Genomic DNA, 18,741 nt, shown 5'->3' with positions numbered 1-18,741 from the left:
CGACCGAGCGGTTCACGTTCGATCCCCAGCATGATGGGGTCCGGTGTCCGACGAGGAGGCGGCTGACCGCGAGAAACGTCACCAAAGCCGGGCAATGGTGTCGTGCAGATCGTCGCGACTGCGCAGGCTGTCCTCTCAAGGCACAGTGCTTGCCGAAGGGCGCCCCTTCCCGCCGGGTGCATAGGGTGACAAACCATGCGGCCATCCTGCGCGCCCGGCGCAAACGCTTGGCATCGGGCGAGGATGACCATGCGATCTACACCCGGCATCGCTGGCGCGTCGAAGGCGCGCACGGCACCGCCAAGACGCTCCACGGATTGGACAGAGCCATTCGACGCGGCCTCGACAACATGAAAATCCAGGCCCTGCTCACCGCCGTCGCCATGAACCTCAAGAAGCTAGGTGTTCAGTCCCGGCATCTGGTGGATCGGGTTTAGGATGAATCTGTCTGGCTCTGATGTCCAGATCTTGCAGATGTATTCGTAGGGCGTGAGGCCGCCGAGGGTCTTGAGCCTACGCGCGAAGTTGTAGGCTGCCATGAAGTCGGCGAGATGCGTGCGGAGCTCGTCGTGGCTGGTGTAGTGAAAGCGTTTGACGGTGGCGTCCTTGATCGTGCGGTTCATCCGCTCGACCTGACCGTTGGTCCACGGGTGGTTGGGCTTCGTCAGGCGGTGCTCAATGCCGTTGGCCTCGCAGATCATGTCAAAGCGCATAGGTCTGGAATAGATGGTGTTCCGGTTCCGAGGCTGCTCGGCGAACTGAATACCGTTGTCGGTGAGGATGGTATGGACCTGATAGGGCACGGCTTCGAGCATGTGCTGCAGGAACTCCCAAGCTGTCTTCCTGTCCGCCTTGTCGACGAGCTGGGTCACGGCAAACTTGCTCGTGCGGTCAATGCCGACGAACAGGTAAAGCTTGCCTTCAGCAGTCTGCACCTCGGCGATGTCGATATGAAAGAAGCCGATAGGGTAGCGCTTGAACTTCGACCGTTTCGGCTTGTCGCCTTCCACGTCGGGCAGTCGAGAGATGCCGTGGCGCTGAAGGCACCGATGCAGCGCTGAGCGTGTCAGGTGTGGAATTGATGGCTGCAGGGCATAGAGGCAGTCGTCCAGCGGCAAAAGCGTGTGCAGCCTGAACGCGACGATGGCCGCCTCCTCGGCTTCTGTCAAAACCGTGGAGCGTGGCTCCTTCGGCTCTGTCTTGAGATCATCGACCGTCGCTCGCTTGCGCCACTTCGCCACTGTCTTGGGGTTAATGCCGAGCTCCTGACCTGCCACGGGATTTTTCCTCCACCGTCGATTAGAGTCCGGCCCAACCTGAGGACGGACAATGAAGCGAACGAGATTCACGGACGAGCAGATCATCGGCATTCTGGCCGAGCACGACGCGGGCGCGAAGTGCGCCGATCTGTGTCGGAAGCACGGGATGTCGGAAGGCACCTTCTACAACTGGAAAGCCAAGCTCGGCGGCATGACGGTGCCTGAGGCGAAGCGGCTGAAGGCGCTCGAGGATGAGAATGCCAAGCTGAAGAGGCTCTTGGCCGAGCAGATGCTCGACATGGCCGCGATGAAGGATCTGCTGGCAAAAAAATGGTGACGCCCGTCGTGAAGCGCGAGGCGGTCGCGCATCTGCAGGCCCGGTTCGGGGTCTCGGAGCGGCGGGCGTGCCGGATCGCGGGCGCCGATCGCAGGATGGTCCGCTATCGGTCGCGGCGCCCGGCAGATGGGGCGCTGCGCGGACGATTGCGCGAGCTTGCCAACGAGCGGCGCAGGTTCGGATACCGGCGGCTGTTCGTGCTGCTGCGGCGGGAAGGAGAGCCGTCTGGCATCAACCGGATCTATCGGCTCTACCGCGAAGAGGGGTTAACCGTCCGTAAACGCAGCGCCCGCCGCAAGGCGCTTGGCACCCGCGCGCCGATCCTGGTCGAGCCGCGGGCCAATGCACGCTGGTCCCTCGACTTCGTTCACGACCAGTTCGCCTGCGGGCGCCGGTTCCGGATCCTGAATGTGGTCGATGACGTGACCCGGGAATGCCTTGCCGCCATCCCCGACACGTCGATCTCGGGCCGCCGTGTCGCGCGGGAGCTGACGGCACTGATCGAACGGCGGGGGCGCCCGGGCATGATCGTCTCCGACAACAGCACGGAACTGACCTCGAATGCCATCCTGAAATGGTGCGGCGAGCATCGGATCGAGTGGCACTACATCGCGCCGGGAAAGCCCATGCAGAACGGCTTCGTCGAAAGCTTCAACGGCCGGATGCGCGACGAATTCCTCAACGAAACGCTGTTCCATAGCTTGGCCCATGCTCGCCATCTGATCGCGTCCTGGGTCCGGGACTACAACACAGAGCGGCCCCACTCGGCGCTCGGCTATCAGACGCCGGCAGACTTTGCCCGGGCTCTGATCACCGCAATCGACCGCCCCGTTGCGCGAATGGAGGCCCATGCAAGCCGAGCCATTGCTTTTACATCGAAGACACCCACAAATGATCACTGGGCTCCGGTCGCAACTGGATGAAAGACCAGTGGCAGGTCACTCCCGGCTCAGCGTCGCGAGCGAAGCTTGCGATCGTTGTATTGCAGCTCTGACGGCGTGCGTGGTCGTGGCGCTCCCGTGACGAACCTGACCCATAATGCTTCCCTCCATCCCTGAGAAAGGATCGCACCATCAAACCGTCGGATCAAACAGCTAGCCGCTGCGGTCCTTCCCGTCGTCGGCCTGCCCTTCCAGGCCAGCGCCATGCGAGAGCCACAGGCAACCCTCTGATCGAGGTTCTTCAAACAGCCCCCGCCGGACCTTATTTCAGCGAGGAAGGGGCCGGCAGGCCCGAATGGGGCGCGAAGTCCCCGGCCTTATTTCCCCAGCCGTTCCTTGACGAAATTCAGCGCCACCGACAGCCCGTCGGGCGAAATCCCGTGCCCGGTGCCCTTCATCACATGGCCATGGACGGTGAAGCCCGCCGCCTCCAGCGCCTCTCCGGCAAGCTGCATGTCCTGGAACGGCACCATTGGATCCTGGTCGCCGTGCAGCAGCAGGACCGGCGGCTTGACCTTCGCCTCGGCCAGCAGATCCGGGGCCAGCAACCGGCCCGAGAAGCCGACGATCCCGGCCACCGCCCGATCCCGGCGCGGCAGTACATGCAGCGCCATCATCGTGCCCTGGGAAAAGCCCACCACGACCATCCGGTCCGCCGTCAGCCCCTCATCGGCCAGAACCTTGTCCAGCCAGCCGTTCAGCAAGACGATGGACCGTCCCATCGATTCCTTCGCCTGCGCCTCGGTCGAGCCGTCCAGCCAGGGGATCGGAAACCACTGGAACCCGAACGGGTTGTTGAGGCTGCGTTCCGGCGCATCGGGGGCATGGAAGGCCACGCCCGGCAGATGCGGCCCCAGCGGGTCGGCCAGGCCCAGCAGGTCGGCCCCGTCCGCGCCATAGCCGTGCAGGAAGACCACGACCGCATCGGCCTTGGACGGTCCCTTTCGGGCGGATTTCAACTGGCTCATGACACTCCCTCGCGGCCCTTGGCCAGCCGGTAATAGGCCCACAGCCCCCGCGCCGCAACCGCCCGCCAGGGGCGCCAGGCTTCGGCCATCGCCCGCAGCGCGGCGGGGCCGGGGCGGGCGTCCAGGCCATACATCACCCGCGCGGCTTCCTGCAAAGCCAGATCGCCCGCCGCGAAGACATCCGCCCGGCCAAGCGCGAATTTCAGATAGATTTCCGCCGTCCAGACGCCGATGCCGGGCAGTGCCACAAGCGCCGCGATGGCGTCGTCGTCGGGCAGGGCGCGCAGCCCGTCCCAATCCAGCCCCGCCGCCGCGATCCCCTTCAGGTAACGTGCCTTGGGCCGCGACAGGCCCGCCGCGCGCAACGCGTCCTCATCCGCCGCCGCGATGCCTTGCGCGGTCAGCAACCCCGCCGCCGCCATCCGCGCCCAGATCGCATCCGCCGCCGCGACCGAGATCTGCTGGCCGACGATGGCATGGGCGACGGCCTCGAACCCGTCGGGACGCCGCCGCAGGGGCAGGGGGCCAAGCTCCGGCGCGACCCGCGCCCAGACCGGGCAGACCGCGACCAGATGGGCCATCCCCTCGGCCAGGTCGTCGGCCGTCCGGATCAGGCGCGGCCTGTCAGTCACGATCCACCGCGGCCTCCAGCTTCAGCCGCGTTTCCCAGGCCATCGAGATATGCTGCCGCAGCGCCTTGTCCGCCGCCGCCCCGTCGCCCGCCGCGATGGCGTCCACGATGCGCTTGTGTTCGGCCAGCGCGGTCTCTCCGCGCCCCTCGGCGGCCAGCGAGGTCTTGGCCATCAGCGCCATGGTCCGATGCACCAGATCCAGCTGCTGGACCAGATAGCGGTTGTGGGATGCCAGGTGGATCTGGTGGTGGAAGCGCTTGTTGGCGCGGGCCAAGGCCTCGGGGTCGCGGACGGCGCGCTGGTCGTCGGCGACCATCTGCGCCAGGACGCGCACCTCCTCGGGCGTGGCGTGGCGGGCGGCCAGGCGGGCGGCCAGGGCCTCCAGCTCGGCGCGCACCGTGTAAAGCTCGGCCAGCTGGTTGTGGTCCAGGGATGCGACGATCAGGCTGCGCCCGTCGCGGACCAGCATGGCCTGGGTTTCCAGCCGCTGCAACGCCTCGCGCACCGGGGTGCGGCTGACGCCGAAGCGTTCGGCCAGTTCCGATTCGACCAGCCGGTCGCCGGGGCGATAGGTGCCTGCCTCGATCGCGGTCAGGATCAGGGAATATGCGTCTTTCATGGCCCGCACGATTGGCCGCGCGCCGGGCGATTGCAAGCGCGGCGTCGCGGGGCTAGGCAGGCGGCCATGGATTTCACGCATGTCGATACCTGGATCTTCGATCTGGACAACACGCTCTACCCGCCCGAGATGGCGCTGTTCCCGCAGATCGAATCGCGGATGACCGATTACGTCATGCGCACCCTGTCGGTGGAACGCGACGCCGCCGACCGGATGCGGCGCGACTGGTGGATGCGGCACGGCACCACGCTGGCGGGGCTGATGGCGGAACATGCCATCGACCCCATCGCCTATCTGGACGAGGTCCATGACATAGACTTCGCGCCGCTGCTGCCCGCCCCCGATCTGGCGGCGGCCATCGCCGCGCTGCCGGGGCGCAAGCTGGTCCATACCAATGCCGACGCCGCCTATGCCGGCAAGGTGCTGGCGTTGCGGGGCCTGGGCGTGACCGGCGCCGACGTGCCCGCGCCGATCTTCGAGGCGATCTATGGCATCGCCGAAACCGGCTTTCACCCCAAGCCGTCCCCGCAGGCGTTCGAGGCGGTGATCAAGGCCGCCGCCATCGACCCCGCCCGCGCCGCCTTCTTCGAGGACGATCCCCGCAACCTGGCCGTCCCGCACGACCTGGGGATGCGCACGATCCTGGTCGGGCCGGGGCGGCACGGCCCCGATGCGATGGCGGGCGCGGTGCCCGGCCATGTCGATCACCACATCCACGACCTGACCGCATTCCTGCGCCAGATTGCCCTTGGCCGCTGATTGGGCCAGAATGTCCCCCGGACGCGCAATCCGATAGGCTGCCCCATGACCCATACTGCCGACAAAAGCGGAAATCGCCTGACTTTCCGCATCCTTGCCCTTCTGCTGGTGGTCGTCGTGATCGCCGTTCTGGCGGTCGCCGCCTTCGGCCTTCCCGTGCTTGGCCTGCTGGGCCTGGTGCTGACGGTCGCCGTTTTCGCGGTGATGCTGCTGTTCACGGCCGGGAACTAGGCCGCGGCATATGATCGCAGGCAAGGTCGAGACGACCGACATCCTGGTGTCAGGCGGCGGCATCGCCGGGCTGATCACGGCGGCGGCTTTCGGCGCGCAGGGGTTTTCGACGCTATGCGTCGATCCCGCCCCCCCGGTGACCGAGGAAGCGGCCGAGGGCGCCGATCTGCGCACCACCGCCTTCCTGGCGCCGTCCGTCGCCCTGCTGGGCCGGATCGGGCTGTGGGACCGCCTGCTGCCCCATGCCACGCCCTTGCAGATCATGCGCATCGTCGATGCGGGCGGCGCCCGGCCCGTGGCGCGGCTGACCCGCGATTTCGACGCAACCGAGATCGGCGACCAGCCCTTCGGCTGGAACCTGCCCAACTGGCTGCTGCGCCGGGAAATCTCGGCCCGGCTGGCGGGGCTGGAGACTGTCCGCTTCCAGCCCGGCACCGGCACGGCGGGCGTCGTCACCCGCGACGAAGGCGCCCTGGTCACGCTGACCGACGGGCGCCGCATCCGCGCCCGGTTGCTGGTCGGCGCGGACGGCCGCGATTCGCCGGTGCGCCGGGCGCTGGGCATCGGCGTGCGGACCTTCCGCTATGGCCAGAAGGCGCTGGCCTTCGCCGTCACGCACGAGCTGCCGCACGGCAATGTCTCGACCGAGATCCACAGGTCCGGCGGGCCGTTCACGCTGGTGCCGCTGCCCGACCGGGACGGAAAGCCCTGTTCCGCCGTGGTCTGGATGGAGAACGGGCGCGAAACGGCACGCCTTGCCGCCCTGCCGCCCGATGCCTTCGAGGCCGAACTGAACGCCCGCTCCGCCGGGGTGCTGGGCCGTCTGACGCTGGCGACCCGGCTGACGCAATGGCCGATCATCAGCCAGATCGCCGACCGCTTCACCGGCCTGCGCACGGCCCTGATCGCCGAGGCCGCCCATGTCGTCCCGCCCATCGGCGCCCAGGGCCTGAACATGAGCCTGGCGGACCTGGCCGTGCTGATCGACCTGTCGGGCGACGATCCCGGCAGCGCCGCCGGCCTTGCCGCCTATGACCGCGCCCGCCGCCCCGAGGCCTTTGCCCGCCTGCTGGGCATCGACGCGCTGAACCGCGCCAGCCAGGCCTCGCTGCGTCCCCTGCGCGACCTGCGCGCGGCGGCGCTGGGCGGGCTTTACGGCATCGCCCCGGTGCGGCGGCTGATGATGCGGGCCGGGCTGGGGATGCGCTGATGCCGGTCATTCCCGCCGTTCTGGCGGTGGTCATCCGCGACGGACAAGTGCTGCTGGCCCAACGCGCCAACCCGCCGGATGCCGGCCTCTGGGGCTTTCCCGGCGGCAAGATCGAGTTCGGCGAAACCCTTCACGCCGCCGCCGAGCGGGAACTGCTGGAGGAAACCGGCGTCATCGCCACAGCGCAGGGGATCGTCACCGCCCTCGACGCCCTCAGTCATACGAATGACGAACTTCGGCACCACTTCATCCTGATCGCCGTCCGCTGCCTCTGGCAGCGGGGCGAGCCAACCGCCGCGGATGATGCCCTCGACGCCCGCTGGTTCCCGCTGACAGACCTCGCATCCCTCCCACTCAGCGCCGACGTTGCCCGGCTGGCGCATCTGGCGGCAAGCTAGCCCTCTTGCCGCGCGGCAACCCCGTGCCTATTCTCAAGGCCCGAGGACGACCTCCCCGCCAAGGGCACCATGCCGGGACGACCCGGCCCGCAAGAGGTTCGTCATGGCCTGGTTCTATCTTGTTCTCGCCGGTCTGCTGGAAGTCGTCTGGGCGACCGCGATGAAGCAATCGCACGGCTTCACCCGCATCCTGCCCACCGCCGTCATGACCGTGGGCATGGTCGCGTCCTTCTGGCTGCTGGCGGTGGCGATGCGGACATTGCCGCTGGGCACCTCCTATACCGTCTGGGTCGGCATCGGCGCCGTGGGCGCCTTCCTGGCGGGCATTGCCCTGTTCGGCGAACCCGTCACGCCCGCGCGGCTGCTGGCGGCGGGTCTGATCGTCGCGGGCATCGTGACGATGAAGCTGGCGTCCTGACCCCGTTTGCCTTGGTGCAAATATCCCACGGGGGTCCGGGGGTGTGAAACCCCCGGCGCCTTCGGCGGGTGCGACATGAAATGTGCGTGCTGCTGCGTCCGCAGGCAATTTCCTTCCGCTGTCGATGGTGCTAAACCAACCCGCCAGCTACAGGAGACTTATGCCATGCCCGCCTATCGTTCCCGCACCACCACCCATGGCCGCAACATGGCGGGCGCGCGCGGCCTGTGGCGGGCGACCGGCGTGAAGGACAGCGATTTCGGCAAGCCGATCATCGCCATCGTCAACAGCTTCACCCAGTTCGTGCCGGGCCATGTCCACCTGAAGGATCTGGGCCAGCTTGTCGCGCGCGAAGTCGAGGCGGCGGGCGGCATCGCCAAGGAATTCAACACCATCGCGGTCGATGACGGGATCGCGATGGGCCATGACGGGATGCTGTATTCCCTGCCCTCGCGAGAGATCATCGCCGACAGCGTGGAATACATGGTCAACGCCCATTGTGCCGATGCGATGGTCTGCATTTCCAACTGCGACAAGATCACGCCGGGGATGCTGATGGCGGCGCTGCGGCTGAACATCCCGGTCGTGTTCGTGTCCGGCGGCCCGATGGAGGCCGGCAAGGTCGTGCTGGAAGACGGCAAGGTCAAGGCGCTGGATCTGGTCGATGCGATGGTCGCCGCCGCCGACGATGCGGTGTCGGATGCCGATGTGGCCGCCATCGAACGATCCGCCTGCCCGACCTGCGGGTCGTGTTCGGGCATGTTCACCGCCAATTCGATGAACTGCCTGACCGAGGCGCTTGGCCTTGCGCTGCCCGGCAACGGCTCGACGCTCGCGACCCATGCCGACCGCAAGCGGCTGTTCGTCGAGGCGGGCCACCTGATCGTCGATCTGGCCCGGCGCTATTACGAAAACGACGACGCCAGCGTGCTGCCGCGCTCGATCGCGACGGTCGAGGCGTTCGAGAACGCGATGACGCTGGACATCGCCATGGGCGGATCCACCAACACCGTGCTGCATCTGCTGGCCGCCGCGCATGAAGGCGGCGTCGATTTCACCATGTCCGACATCGACCGCCTGTCGCGCCGGGTGCCGGTGCTGTGCAAGGTCGCGCCCGCCAAGAACGACGTGCATATGGAGGATGTCCACCGCGCGGGCGGGATCATGGGCATCATGGGCGAGCTGGACCGCGCGGGTCTGCTGCATACCCAGGTCGGCAATGTCCATTCCGGCACGCTGGCCGAGGCGCTGGACCGCTGGGACGTGATGCGCACCGACGCGGCGTCGGTCCACGACTTCTATCGCGCCGCGCCCGGCGGGGTGCCGACTCAGGTCGCCTTCTCTCAGGACCGGCGCTATGACGCGGTGGATACCGACCGCAAGGCGGGCGTGATCCGCAGCGCCGACCATGCCTTCAGTCAGGATGGCGGCTTGGCGGTGCTCTATGGGAACCTGGCCGAGGATGGCTGCATCGTGAAGACGGCGGGCGTGGACGATTCGATCCTGACCTTCACCGGCACCGCGCATATCTTCGAAAGCCAGGACGATTCCGTGTCCGCCATCCTGACCGGCAAGGTCAAGCCGGGGGAAATCGTGCTGATCCGTTACGAAGGGCCGCGCGGCGGGCCGGGGATGCAGGAGATGCTGTATCCGACCAGCTATCTGAAATCCAAGGGGCTGGGCAAGGAATGCGCGCTTGTGACGGATGGCCGTTTCTCGGGCGGGTCGTCGGGGCTGTCGATCGGCCATGTCTCGCCCGAGGCGGCGGAAGGCGGCACCATCGGCCTGGTCGAACAGGGCGACACGATCCGCATCGACATCCCGAACCGGGTGATCCATCTGGAGGTGGACGACGCCACCCTGGCCGCCCGCCGCGAACAGCGCGAGGCCCTGGGCTGGAAGCCCGCCAAGCCGCGTCAGCGCAAGATCTCGACCGCGCTGCGCGCCTATGCGGCGATGACAACCAGTGCCGCGCGCGGCGCGGTGCGCGTCATCCCGGAATGACCGGCTGGCCTGCGATCCAGACGGACCGCAGGCGCCAATCATCGTCCAGCAGCACCAGATCGGCGCGCCTGCCTTCCCGCAGCGCGCCGTATTCGTTCGACAGCCCGGCGGCGCGCGCCGGTTCGGATGCCGCCATGGCAAGCGCGCGTTCAGGTGCGATGCCGACCTGTTCGACCAGAACTTTTATCGCCTGGTCCATCCTCAAGTCCGCCCCGGCCAGCGTCCCGTCCGCCAGCGTCAGCCGCCCGTCGCGGCGGTGGATCGCGCGGCCCGCCAGTCGGATTTCGGCCAGGTCGCTGCCTGCGAAGGCCATGCAATCGGTCACAAGGAAGATGCCCTGGGGCCGCGACGCCAGGGCCGCGCGCATCGCCGCCGGGTGGACATGGATACCGTCCGCGATCAGCCCGGCCTGGGCATCGCCCGCCAGCACCGCGCCGACCAGTCCGGGGGCGCGATGGCCCATCTGGCTCATGGCGTTGAACAGATGCGTGGCGAGCCGCGCGCCTGCGGCGAAGGCGGCGCGGGCGGTGTCGTAATCGCAATCGGTATGGCCCAGGCTGACGAGGGCGCCCGCGCGCGTCAGGGTGGCGATCTGGTCGACGGACGCGGCCTCGGGCGCCAGCGTCACCATCAGCACCGGCAGCGCGCGGGCCGCGTCGCAAAGCCGCGCCAGGTCGTCGGCGTCCATCGGCCGGATCAACGCCGGGTCGTGGGCGCCGTGGCGGCGGGGATCCAGGTGCGGGCCTTCCAGGTGCAGACCCAGGAAGCCAGGTGTGCCTATGGCCCGGATGCCTGCGGCGATCACCTGCGCGGTGGCCTGCGGCGTGTCGGTGATCAGCGTCGGCAGCACACCCGCGCAGCCCAGCCGCTGATGCGTGGCGCAGATATGGCGCAGCGCCGCCGGGTCGGTGTCGCCCCCGACCATCAGCCCGCCGCCGCCATTCACCTGCAAGTCCAGGAAACCGGGGGCGAGCGTGCCGTCCAGCCGCGTCGCGGGACCGGCCTTGGCCAGCGGCAGAATGGCGGCGATACGGTCGCTGTCGATCACCACGGCCTGACCGGCCCGGAACCGCTGGCCGTCGAAGAGGCGGGTCGGGGCAAGGACGGTCATGCCGCCCCGGCCATCTGCCGCGCCATCAGCACTGCGCCCTCGACTCCGGTCCCCAGCGGGGCGCGCTGCGGCCAGTCCGTCAGCCGCGCAGCATAGGCGGGGCCAAGCCCGCCCACGAAGACCACCGGCAGCGCCGCATCGCCTTGCAGCACGGTCAGGATGTGGCGGATCTCGGCCACGGCCGCATCAAAGACCTGCCGCGCCGCCGGATCGTCGCCCGTGACAATGCGCGGGGCGAAACCGGCGAAATCGGCGGGGCTGGCGGTGTTGCCGAAGCGGATGATTCCCTCGATGCCGCCCATCTCCTCCAGCAGCTGTTGCAGCAGGGGCGTCATGTCGGCAAAGCCGTCCTCGGCCCGCATCGCCAGGGACAGCAGCGCCCGGCCCAGGACCGCGCCGGACCCCTCGTCGCCCATCAGGAAGCCGCGCCCGCCGACCTGGCGCAGGTCGCCGCCGCGCTGCACGGCGAAGACCGACCCGGTGCCCATGGCGGCCAGAATGCCGTCCTGCGCCCCCAACGCTCCGCGCGCCGCCGTCACCGCGTCGTTGACGATCTGCATCCGGGCAAAGGGCAGCAGCCCGGCCAGCCTGTCGGTCGCCGCCGTCATGGTGCCGCCCGCAAGGCCCAGCGTGGCGATCAGGTCGCGGGGATCGGCGCCGGTGCCCTCGACGGCCTCGGCGGTGGCTTGCAGGATGCTGAGGGCGGCGGCGTCCACATCGGTGTTGATATTGGCAGGCCCGCCCCGGCCCTGGCCCATGATCCGACCGTCCGCATCCGCCAGGGCGGCGCGGCAGCCTGTCCCCCCGCCGTCGATTCCCAGAAAGAACGCCATCCGCCTGTCCCCTTTCGGGACGGTTCTAGCCCCGTTCGTCGTTTCCGAACAGCCCGCGCAAGCCGCGCGTCACCAGGTTGCCGACCTTGGGGCGGGGCTGGGCGATGAAGGGCAGGGGGCGGCAGACCTCCATCGCGGCGATGCCGACGCGGGCGGTCAGGGCGCCGTTCACCACCCCCTCGCCAAAGCGGCGCGAGACCTTGGAGAGGATGCCGCCCCCCGCCACCGTCTCGATCAGGTCGTCGCCCGCCGCCACCGCGCCGGTCGCGACCAGATGGGTGATGACCGTGCGCGCCAGCCGCCAGCCGCCGACCGCGCCCGCCCGGCCGCCATAGATCTCGGCCATGCGGCGGATCATGCGCAGGTTGGCGGCCAGGGCGGCGGCGACATCGGCCAGGGCCAGCGGGATCAGCGCGGTGGCGGCGGCGACGGTGCGGGCGGCGGCCTCGATCTCGCGCCGGGCGTCCTGGTCCAGTTGCGCCAGCAGTTCGGTTTCCGCCATGGTCAGCAGGGTGCGCGCGTCGAAGGCGTCGCCCCGGTTCTCGGCCAGCCGCTTGCGCCGCCATTCCATCTGGGGCCGGTCGCGATAGAGCGCGATAAGCCCGTCGGCCACCGCGCGGGCCTTGTCCATGCTGTCCTCGGCCAGGGCCGCGCCGGCCTGGCGCTGGATCGCGTCGATGCGCGCGAACCGCGCCCAGGCCCGGTATTCGCGCCAGGCCATGCCAAGCGCCGCCAGCGTGAACAGCGCGAACAGCCCGACCCCGATCCAGCCCAGAACCGGATAGCGGGTCAGCAGATCGTTGATGAAGTTCAGCGCGGCGATGGACAGAAGAAAGGTGAACAGCGCCACGCCGGAATTGATGAAGACCCGTGTCAGCCTGGACGGCGGACGGCCGACCAGCCGCGTCACCATCTCCATCGTGCGGGGGCGGGGCAGCAGCGGATCGGCCGTGTCGATGGGCGGGGCGTCGGCGGGGTTGGGGGCCTCGGCCCGCGCTTCCTGGGCCGGTGCGGGGCGCGGCTCGGCGGCTGGGCCGTCCAGTTCGATCAGCACGGGGCCGCGCCGGGTTGTGTCGCTCACAGCCGGTCTCCGATCAGGAATTCGGCGGCGCGGTCCAGCCGGATATGCGGCGGGCCGTCGCCGGGACGCGCGGTCATGGGCGCGGGGGCGAAGGTCATGATGGCATAATCCGCGTCCAGCCAGCGTTCCGCCCCATCGCGGGCCGGATGCAGCAGGGCCGCCGGATCGGCGGGCAGCTCGCCCGGATAGAAGGCCGCCTGCCGCCCGTCCAGCAGCCGCCCCCGCACGGCGGGCAGTTCTTGGCCGTCCTGGTGGATTGTATCCTCGGTCGTGGCGCGCAGAGCGGCGATGGACATCGCCTCGGTCCGGGCGCCGGAAAAATCGGCGCGGTCGCGCGCCTCTCTCAGCATGGCGGACAGGATCGCGGTCAGGCGGTTATGCTGGACATGGTGCAGGTGGTCGGCCTTGGTCGCGGCGAACAGGATGCGCTCGACCCGCCGCGTGCCCAGAAGCTGGGACAGCCAGCCCGCGCGGCCGGGGCGGAAGGCGGTCAGGATGTCGGCCATGGCGCGGCGCATGTCCTCGACCGCGCGCGGGCCTTGATGGATCGCGCCCAGCACGTCGACCAGCACCACCTGCCGGTCGATGCGGGCGAAATGCTCGCGGAAGAACGGCTTGACCACGCGCGACTTGTAGGCGTCGAAGCGGCGGCGGAATTCCCTGTGCAGGCGTCCGCCCTTGAAGGAGGCGGGCAGGGGGGCGAAGGTCAGGGCGGGGGATCCCTCCAACTCTCCGGGGATCAGGAAGCGGCCGGGGGTGCAGTCGGACCAGCCCGCCTCGCGCGCGGCGTGCAGATGGGCGGTATAGGTCTGGGACAGCCTCTGGGCCACGGGTTCGTCGAAGCGGTCGCCGTCCAGGCCGTTCAGCGCGGCATGATAGTCGTCCGCGCCGGGACGGCCCTGCATCCGGTCAAGCACCTCGGCCGACCATTCGCCGAAATCCTTGTCCATCAGCCGCAGGTCCAGCAGCCATTCGCCGGGATAGTCCACGATGTCCAGGTGAACGGTGCGCGGCCCGGTCAGCCCGCCCAGCAGGCCGCGACCGTCCAGCCGCAGCGACAGGCGCAACTGGCTGACATGGCGCGTGCCCTCGGGCCAATGCGGGTCCGGGCCGGTCAGCGCGGCCAGGTGGCGTTCGAAATCGAAGCGCGGGATGGTGTCGTCGGGCTGGGGTTGCAGCCAGGCGGCCTTGATGCTGCCATCGGCGGCGGCCCGCAGGGCGTGCATCCGGCCCCGGTCCATCAGGTTCGCGACCAGCGAGGTGATGAACACCGTCTTGCCTGCGCGGGACAGGCCCGTCACGCCCAGCCGGATCACCGGATCGCCCAGGCCGATGCCCGTCATCAATGTGCTGCCAATACCCATTCCGCCTGCCGTTTTTCCGTTGTCTTTGCCGGAAGATAGGCTCCGGGGAGGGGTTTGCATAGGGCGGCGGGCCGGGGTTCCGCTTGGCCCGCCGTTGCGACATAACGCCGACATGGCTGATCGGTTGCCCATCGACGACGTTCTGCCCGCCCTGTGCGCGGCGCTGGCCGCCCATGGCCGGGCGGTGCTGGTCGCGCCGCCGGGGGCGGGCAAGACCACGCGCGTGCCGCTGGCCCTGTTGGAGCAGGTCGCGGGAAAGATCGTGATGCTGGAGCCGCGCCGCCTGGCCGCGCGGGCCGCGGCGGACCGGCTGGCCGAGCAATTGGGCGAGGCGGTGGGCGCGCGCGTCGGATACCGGATGCGCGGCGAATCGGTCGCGGGCAGCCGGATCGAGGTCGTGACCGAGGGCATCCTGACGCGGATGATCCAGTCCGACCCGTCGCTGGACGGGATCGGCTGCGTGATCTTCGACGAATTCCACGAACGCAGCCTGAATGCCGATCTGGGCCTGGCCCTGGTCTGGGAGGCGAAGGGGGCGCTGCGCGAGGATCTGGCGGTGCTGGTCATGTCGGCCACGCTGGACGCCGAGCCGGTCGCGGCGCTGCTGGACGCTGCGCCGGTGATCCGGTCCGAGGGCCGGGCCTTTCCGGTCGAGACGCGCTGGCTGCCCCGCCCGCTGCCGGCAGGCGCACGGCTGGTCGATGAGGCCGCGCGACTGATCGCGCTGGCCGAGGCCGAGACGCGCGACATCGGCGGCACGATCCTGGCCTTCCTGCCGGGCGAGGGCGAGATCCGGCGGGTGATGGCGCAGCTTGGCGGGGGCTGCGAGGTGCTGCCGCTTTACGGCGCGCTGAAGCCTGCCGAGCAGCGCGCGGCGCTGTCTCCGCCCAACTCGGGGCCGGGCGCGCGGCGGCGGATCGTGCTGGCGACGGCGATCGCCGAGACCTCGTTGACGATTCCGGCGGTGCGGGTGGTGGTCGATGCGGGCCGGGCGCGACGGGCGCGTTTCGATCCGGGCAGCGGCATGTCGCGGCTGGTGACGGAGCGCGTCAGCCGGGCCGAGGCCGACCAGCGGCGCGGCCGCGCGGGCCGGGTGGCGCCGGGGATCTGTTACCGGATGTGGGCGCGGGCCGAGGAGGGCGCGCTGCCCGCCTTCGCCCCGCCCGAGATCGCCGTGGCCGATCTGGCGGGGCTGGCGCTGGACCTGGCGGTCTGGGGTGCGGCGCCGGGCGATCTGGCCTTCCTGACGCCGCCGCCCGAAGGCGCGCTGTCCGAGGCGCTGGCGCTGCTGGCGGGGCTGGAGGCGCTGGACGCCAGCGGCCGGATCACCGATCACGGCCGGGCGCTGGCGCGGCTGCCGCTGCATCCCCGGCTGGCGCATATGCTGCTGCGCGCGGGCGCTGGCGCGGCGGATCTGGCGGCGCTGCTGTCGAACCGCGATCCGCTGCGGGGCGCTCCGGTCGATCTGGCGCTGCGGCTGGCTGCCCTGCGCGATCCAAAGGGGTTTGCGGCGCGCCATCCCTATGAGGCCGAACGGGCGGTGATCCAGCAGATCCGCGACGAGGCGGCCCGGCTGCGGCGTCTGGTTGCGTCCCGCGACGGCGGGGGGCCTTCTGCCCCCCGCACCCCCCAAGGATATTTTCGTGAAGAAGAAGGGGGAGGTATGGTCTCCTTGGCCTATCCCGACCGGATCGGGCTGCGGCGCAAGGGGGACGATCCGCGATATGTGCTGTCGGGCGGCAAGGGCGCGGTCATGGAGGCATGCGATCCGATGGCCGGGCAGCGGCTGATCGTTGCCGTCGATCTGGACGGCGATCAGCGCGAGGCGCGGATCCGCATGGCGGCGCGGCTGGACGAGGCGGATCTGCGCGCCCTGCATGGCGGGCGGATCGAGGCGGTCGACATCTGCGAATGGTCGCGGCGCGAGGGGCGGGTTCTGGCGCGGGTGCAGGAGCGGCTGGGTGCGCTGGTCCTGTCGGATCGCGCCTGGCCGGAGGCCCCGGCCGAGGCCGTGGCGCGGGCGGCGCTGGAGGGGCTGCGGCTGGACGGGCTGCCCTGGTCGCCCGCCGCGGCGCGGCTGCGGGCGCGGATCGCGCTGTTGCCGGATCTGGGGCCGGTCGATGAGGCGAGCCTGCTGGCGGATGGGGACTGGCTGCTGCCCTGGCTGGGGCGGGTCCGCACGCTGGCCGATCTGCGCGGGCTGGATCTGGTCGAGCCGCTGAAGGCGCGGATCGGCTGGGACGGGCAGCAGCGGCTGGAGCGCGAGGTTCCGGCGCATTTCGTCACGCCGCTGGGCCGCAAGGTGCCGATCGACTATGACCACGAGCAGCCCTCCATCGAGCTGCGCTTGCAGGAACTGTTCGGCGTGACCCGCCATCCGGTCGTGGGCGGGCGGCCGCTGCGCATCAGCCTGCTGTCGCCCGGCGGCAAGCCGGTCGCGGTGACGACCGATCTGCCGGGGTTCTGGGCGTCCTCCTATGCCGATGTCAGGAAGGACATGCGCGGCCGCTATCCCCGCCACCCCTGGCCCGAGGATCCGCGCGAGGCCGATCCCACCACGCGGGCCAAGCCGCGCGGCACCTAATCCACGGGGCGGATCAGCGCCTTGTCCAGCACCCGCAGCACCTGGCGCAGGTCGTGGCCGCGTTTCAGGATGCGCCCGTCCATGCCGATCACCGCATAGGCGCCCTGGGCCGCGCGCAGGCGGGGGCGTTTCTCGATCCGGTAGAGGGGATGTTCCGTGGCGCGGCGAAAGACGCTGAAGACGGCGGCGTCGCGCAGGAAGGACATCGCATAGTCGCGCCATTCGCCCGCCGCGACGAAGCGGCCATAGACCGACAGGATCAGCGACAGTTCCGTCCTGTCGAAGACGACGCGATCGGGATCGGCGTGAAACGGCGGGCCGGCGTTCATCATGACAGGATGGTGACAGCCCGCCGCCCGCAAGGCAATGCCGAAAGCGGGCGGCGCGCGGGCATCAGTAGCAGCTGACCTTCTCGATCCGTCCGGCGCGGCCGTATTCGATGTTCAGCCGGTCGGGCCGGAAGTCCGAGGTCACGGCGTCGTTGGGTCCGATCTGGCGGGTGCCGATGGGGAAGGTCATCGCGGCAAGCACCGATACCTGCTGGCCCACCAGCCCCTGATAGGCCGAGGCGCGGCAGTCATCGGGCGGCGTGACGGGCGCGGGTTCCACCGGCAGCGGCTCGCAGGCGGCAAGCATGGTGGCGGCGGTCAGTCCAAGGCACAGGATCCTGGCGTTCATGATGGTCACCCGCAATCGACATTCGTGATGATGCCCGCCGCATCCAGGCGGAAGACGATCCGGTTGGGGTCGTATTCCTGCGGCTCGATCCCGCGGTATTCGACGACCCGGTATTCCTTGGTGACGCCCAGCGTCGGGATCACGCTGCCGGGCTGGCCCACGGCCGAGGCATGGTTCTTGGTGGCGCCGCACAGGTCGGGCTTGCGTTCGGTCAGCCCGGCCAGGCCCGCGACGGGTTGCGGGGCGGGCGGCACATAGGCCACGGGCGCGGGTTCCGGAATCGGCGCGGGTGCCGGGGCCATGCAGCCGGAAACAAGGGCAGCGGCCATCAGCGGCAGCAGGATGGTGGTGGTCTTCATGATGATCTGTCTTCCCTCGGGGGTGCCCGTTCTTGTGCCCGTCTGTCGCGGGGTTCATGGGCCGATGATACAATGGCCGCCCCGGCTTGAGAAGGCGTCGCGGCCGTCACGATCGCATCATCGCCTGCCGTCACCGCCTGCCTGTCCGGCGGCGCGGGGCGTCCGTTCGCAGGGGCAGGGCCGCGCGCAGGAACAGGTCGGCGGCGGGCTGGATTCCATCGGCCTGCCCCTTGCCTTTCCGGCACAGAAGCAACGACTCCGGCAGGCTTGCGCCGGACAGGGCGATCAGCTGCCCGACGGCGATTTCGGTGTCGTCAAGGCACAACTGGCCCGTTGCCACCCAGCGGTCCAGATAGGGGCGGATGGCGCCGTGCAGGACATGAACCAGCGTGTCGTGAAAGCGGGCGGACAGGTCGGCGAAGCGCGGCGCCTCGGCAAGGTGGACGCGGCACAGGGCGACGCGGGCCGGATCGGCCAGCCATTCGGCGATCCGGGCGACGATCAGGGGGATCGCCTGCGCGGGGTCCAGATCCGGGGCGATGTCCAGGGTGAAGCTGCCCTCCAGCCGGGCGGTCTCGGCCCGCATCGCTTCCTGGAACATGTGCGGCTTGTCGGGGAAATAGCTGTAGAGCGTCGCCTTGGACACCTGCGCGGCACGGGCGATGTCGTCCACGCTGGCCCCGGCAAAGCCGTCGCGCAGGAAGATGGCGGCGGCCCCGCGAACCACCTGGTCGAATTTGCGGCCTGGGCTAACCGCCTGAGATTTCGGCATCTTTACTTTCCTAAGTCAGCCATCACTAACACCGACCGCATCATGTTCAATCCGAAATTCTCGCCGTGGTTGCAGTCCGGCCACAGGATTTTTTACCCCGCCCCCGGCGGCCCGGCCGATAAAAACAGAAAATGCCTTGTTTTTGTTCAGATTACCCTTGGCACCCGCCGTTCGGCTGGCTTA

General features: G+C 69.4%; 20 protein-coding genes and 2 pseudogenes. 9 read left to right on the top strand and 13 right to left on the bottom strand.

The window, feature by feature from the left end; genetic code table 11:
* Positions 1-56: 56 nt before the first annotated feature.
* A pseudogene (locus PXD02_RS13990) lies at positions 57-437 on the top strand (transposase); the annotation flags it as partial.
* Here PXD02_RS13990 and PXD02_RS13985 read toward each other — a convergent pair.
* Positions 399-1,364, bottom strand: coding sequence for an IS481 family transposase (locus PXD02_RS13985; RefSeq protein WP_473092029.1), 966 nt, complete (start codon positions 1,362-1,364; stop codon positions 399-401). The pseudogene PXD02_RS13990 and the gene PXD02_RS13985 overlap by 39 nt on opposite strands.
* Here PXD02_RS13985 and PXD02_RS13980 point away from each other — a divergent pair.
* A protein-coding gene (locus tag PXD02_RS13980; RefSeq protein ID WP_275103585.1) for an IS3 family transposase occupies positions 1,330-2,519 on the top strand; the annotation gives its coding sequence in 2 pieces (ribosomal slippage) (positions 1,330-1,582 and positions 1,582-2,519; 1,191 coding nt in all). The genes PXD02_RS13985 and PXD02_RS13980 overlap by 35 nt on opposite strands.
* An 18-nt stretch (positions 2,520-2,537) precedes the next feature.
* On the opposite strand, the pseudogene PXD02_RS16910 reads toward PXD02_RS13980, so the two are convergent.
* The 4 genes and pseudogenes from PXD02_RS16910 to PXD02_RS13965 form a co-directional block, all read right to left on the bottom strand.
* A pseudogene (locus tag PXD02_RS16910) lies at positions 2,538-2,633 on the bottom strand (IS481 family transposase); the annotation flags it as partial.
* A gap of 221 nt (positions 2,634-2,854) precedes the next feature.
* The gene (locus PXD02_RS13975) at positions 2,855-3,505 is read right to left on the bottom strand and encodes an alpha/beta hydrolase (RefSeq protein WP_275104444.1); all 651 of its coding nucleotides are present in this window, start codon (positions 3,503-3,505) and stop codon (positions 2,855-2,857) included.
* Positions 3,502-4,086 (bottom strand): DNA-3-methyladenine glycosylase family protein, encoded by a 585-nt coding sequence (locus PXD02_RS13970; RefSeq protein WP_275106440.1) that lies wholly within the window; start codon positions 4,084-4,086, stop codon positions 3,502-3,504. The genes PXD02_RS13975 and PXD02_RS13970 overlap by 4 nt, the downstream gene beginning before the upstream one ends.
* Before the next feature lie 43 nt (positions 4,087-4,129).
* Positions 4,130-4,756 (bottom strand): GntR family transcriptional regulator, encoded by a 627-nt coding sequence (locus PXD02_RS13965; RefSeq protein ID WP_275104443.1) that lies wholly within the window; start codon positions 4,754-4,756, stop codon positions 4,130-4,132.
* Between the two features lie 66 nt (positions 4,757-4,822).
* Here PXD02_RS13965 and PXD02_RS13960 point away from each other — a divergent pair, with 66 nt between their 5' ends.
* The 6 genes from PXD02_RS13960 (at position 4,823) to ilvD (ending at position 9,776) form a co-directional block, all read left to right on the top strand.
* Positions 4,823-5,515: a pyrimidine 5'-nucleotidase gene (locus PXD02_RS13960; protein ID WP_275104442.1), complete on the top strand. Its 693-nt coding sequence runs from the start codon at positions 4,823-4,825 to the stop codon at positions 5,513-5,515.
* A 45-nt stretch (positions 5,516-5,560) separates the two neighbouring features.
* The gene (locus PXD02_RS13955) at positions 5,561-5,746 is read left to right on the top strand and encodes a hypothetical protein (protein ID WP_275104441.1); all 186 of its coding nucleotides are present in this window, start codon (positions 5,561-5,563) and stop codon (positions 5,744-5,746) included.
* 10 nt (positions 5,747-5,756) lie between these two features.
* Positions 5,757-6,956, top strand: a complete 1,200-nt coding sequence (locus PXD02_RS13950; protein WP_275104440.1) for a UbiH/UbiF family hydroxylase — start codon at positions 5,757-5,759, stop codon at positions 6,954-6,956.
* Complete coding sequence (locus PXD02_RS13945; protein ID WP_275104439.1) at positions 6,956-7,354, top strand: NUDIX hydrolase; 399 nt, start codon at positions 6,956-6,958, stop codon at positions 7,352-7,354. The genes PXD02_RS13950 and PXD02_RS13945 overlap by 1 nt, the downstream gene beginning before the upstream one ends.
* A gap of 103 nt (positions 7,355-7,457) precedes the next feature.
* A complete protein-coding gene (locus PXD02_RS13940) occupies positions 7,458-7,772 on the top strand; it encodes a DMT family transporter (protein WP_275104438.1) in 315 nt (104 codons plus the stop codon).
* Between the two features lie 165 nt (positions 7,773-7,937).
* On the top strand, positions 7,938-9,776 hold the full coding sequence (ilvD, locus tag PXD02_RS13935; protein ID WP_275104437.1) for a dihydroxy-acid dehydratase: 1,839 nt from the start codon (positions 7,938-7,940) through the stop codon (positions 9,774-9,776).
* On the opposite strand, the gene nagA is transcribed toward ilvD, so the two are convergent.
* Genes nagA through PXD02_RS13915 form a run of 4 tightly spaced genes read right to left on the bottom strand, consistent with a single transcriptional unit; the run spans position 9,763 to position 14,165 of the window.
* Positions 9,763-10,887, bottom strand: coding sequence for an N-acetylglucosamine-6-phosphate deacetylase (nagA, locus tag PXD02_RS13930; protein ID WP_275104436.1), 1,125 nt, complete (start codon positions 10,885-10,887; stop codon positions 9,763-9,765). The genes ilvD and nagA overlap by 14 nt on opposite strands.
* Positions 10,884-11,720 (bottom strand): glucosamine kinase nucleotide-binding domain-containing protein, encoded by an 837-nt coding sequence (locus tag PXD02_RS13925; RefSeq protein WP_275104435.1) that lies wholly within the window; start codon positions 11,718-11,720, stop codon positions 10,884-10,886. The genes nagA and PXD02_RS13925 overlap by 4 nt, the downstream gene beginning before the upstream one ends.
* Before the next feature lie 25 nt (positions 11,721-11,745).
* Complete coding sequence (locus PXD02_RS13920) at positions 11,746-12,801, bottom strand: YcjF family protein (RefSeq protein WP_342759109.1); 1,056 nt, start codon at positions 12,799-12,801, stop codon at positions 11,746-11,748.
* Complete coding sequence (locus tag PXD02_RS13915; RefSeq protein ID WP_275104434.1) at positions 12,798-14,165, bottom strand: YcjX family GTP-binding protein; 1,368 nt, start codon at positions 14,163-14,165, stop codon at positions 12,798-12,800. Before PXD02_RS13915 ends, PXD02_RS13920 begins: the two co-directional genes overlap by 4 nt.
* A gap of 112 nt (positions 14,166-14,277) precedes the next feature.
* On the opposite strand from PXD02_RS13915, the gene hrpB reads away from it, so the two are divergent.
* Positions 14,278-16,749 carry an ATP-dependent helicase HrpB gene (gene hrpB / locus PXD02_RS13910; protein WP_275104433.1) on the top strand — a complete coding sequence of 824 codons (2,472 nt, stop codon included), beginning with the start codon at positions 14,278-14,280 and terminating at the stop codon, positions 16,747-16,749.
* On the opposite strand, the gene PXD02_RS13905 is transcribed toward hrpB, so the two are convergent.
* The 4 genes from PXD02_RS13905 to PXD02_RS13890 form a co-directional block, all read right to left on the bottom strand.
* Positions 16,746-17,078 carry a DUF2794 domain-containing protein gene (locus PXD02_RS13905; RefSeq protein ID WP_275106438.1) on the bottom strand — a complete coding sequence of 111 codons (333 nt, stop codon included), beginning with the start codon at positions 17,076-17,078 and terminating at the stop codon, positions 16,746-16,748. The two genes, hrpB and PXD02_RS13905, sit on opposite strands and share 4 nt — an antisense overlap.
* Positions 17,079-17,142: 64 nt before the next feature.
* Positions 17,143-17,427 (bottom strand): I78 family peptidase inhibitor, encoded by a 285-nt coding sequence (locus PXD02_RS13900; RefSeq protein ID WP_275104432.1) that lies wholly within the window; start codon positions 17,425-17,427, stop codon positions 17,143-17,145.
* Between the two features lie 5 nt (positions 17,428-17,432).
* Positions 17,433-17,786 (bottom strand): hypothetical protein, encoded by a 354-nt coding sequence (locus tag PXD02_RS13895; protein WP_275104430.1) that lies wholly within the window; start codon positions 17,784-17,786, stop codon positions 17,433-17,435.
* 130 nt (positions 17,787-17,916) lie between these two features.
* Complete coding sequence (locus PXD02_RS13890; RefSeq protein WP_275104429.1) at positions 17,917-18,558, bottom strand: TetR/AcrR family transcriptional regulator; 642 nt, start codon at positions 18,556-18,558, stop codon at positions 17,917-17,919.
* Between the last annotated feature and the right edge of the window lie 183 nt (positions 18,559-18,741).

The organism is Paracoccus sp. S3-43 (genome assembly GCF_029027965.1).
Taxonomy (GTDB): Bacteria; Pseudomonadota; Alphaproteobacteria; order Rhodobacterales; family Rhodobacteraceae; genus Paracoccus.
This window is presented reverse-complemented; position numbering and strand designations above follow the sequence as displayed.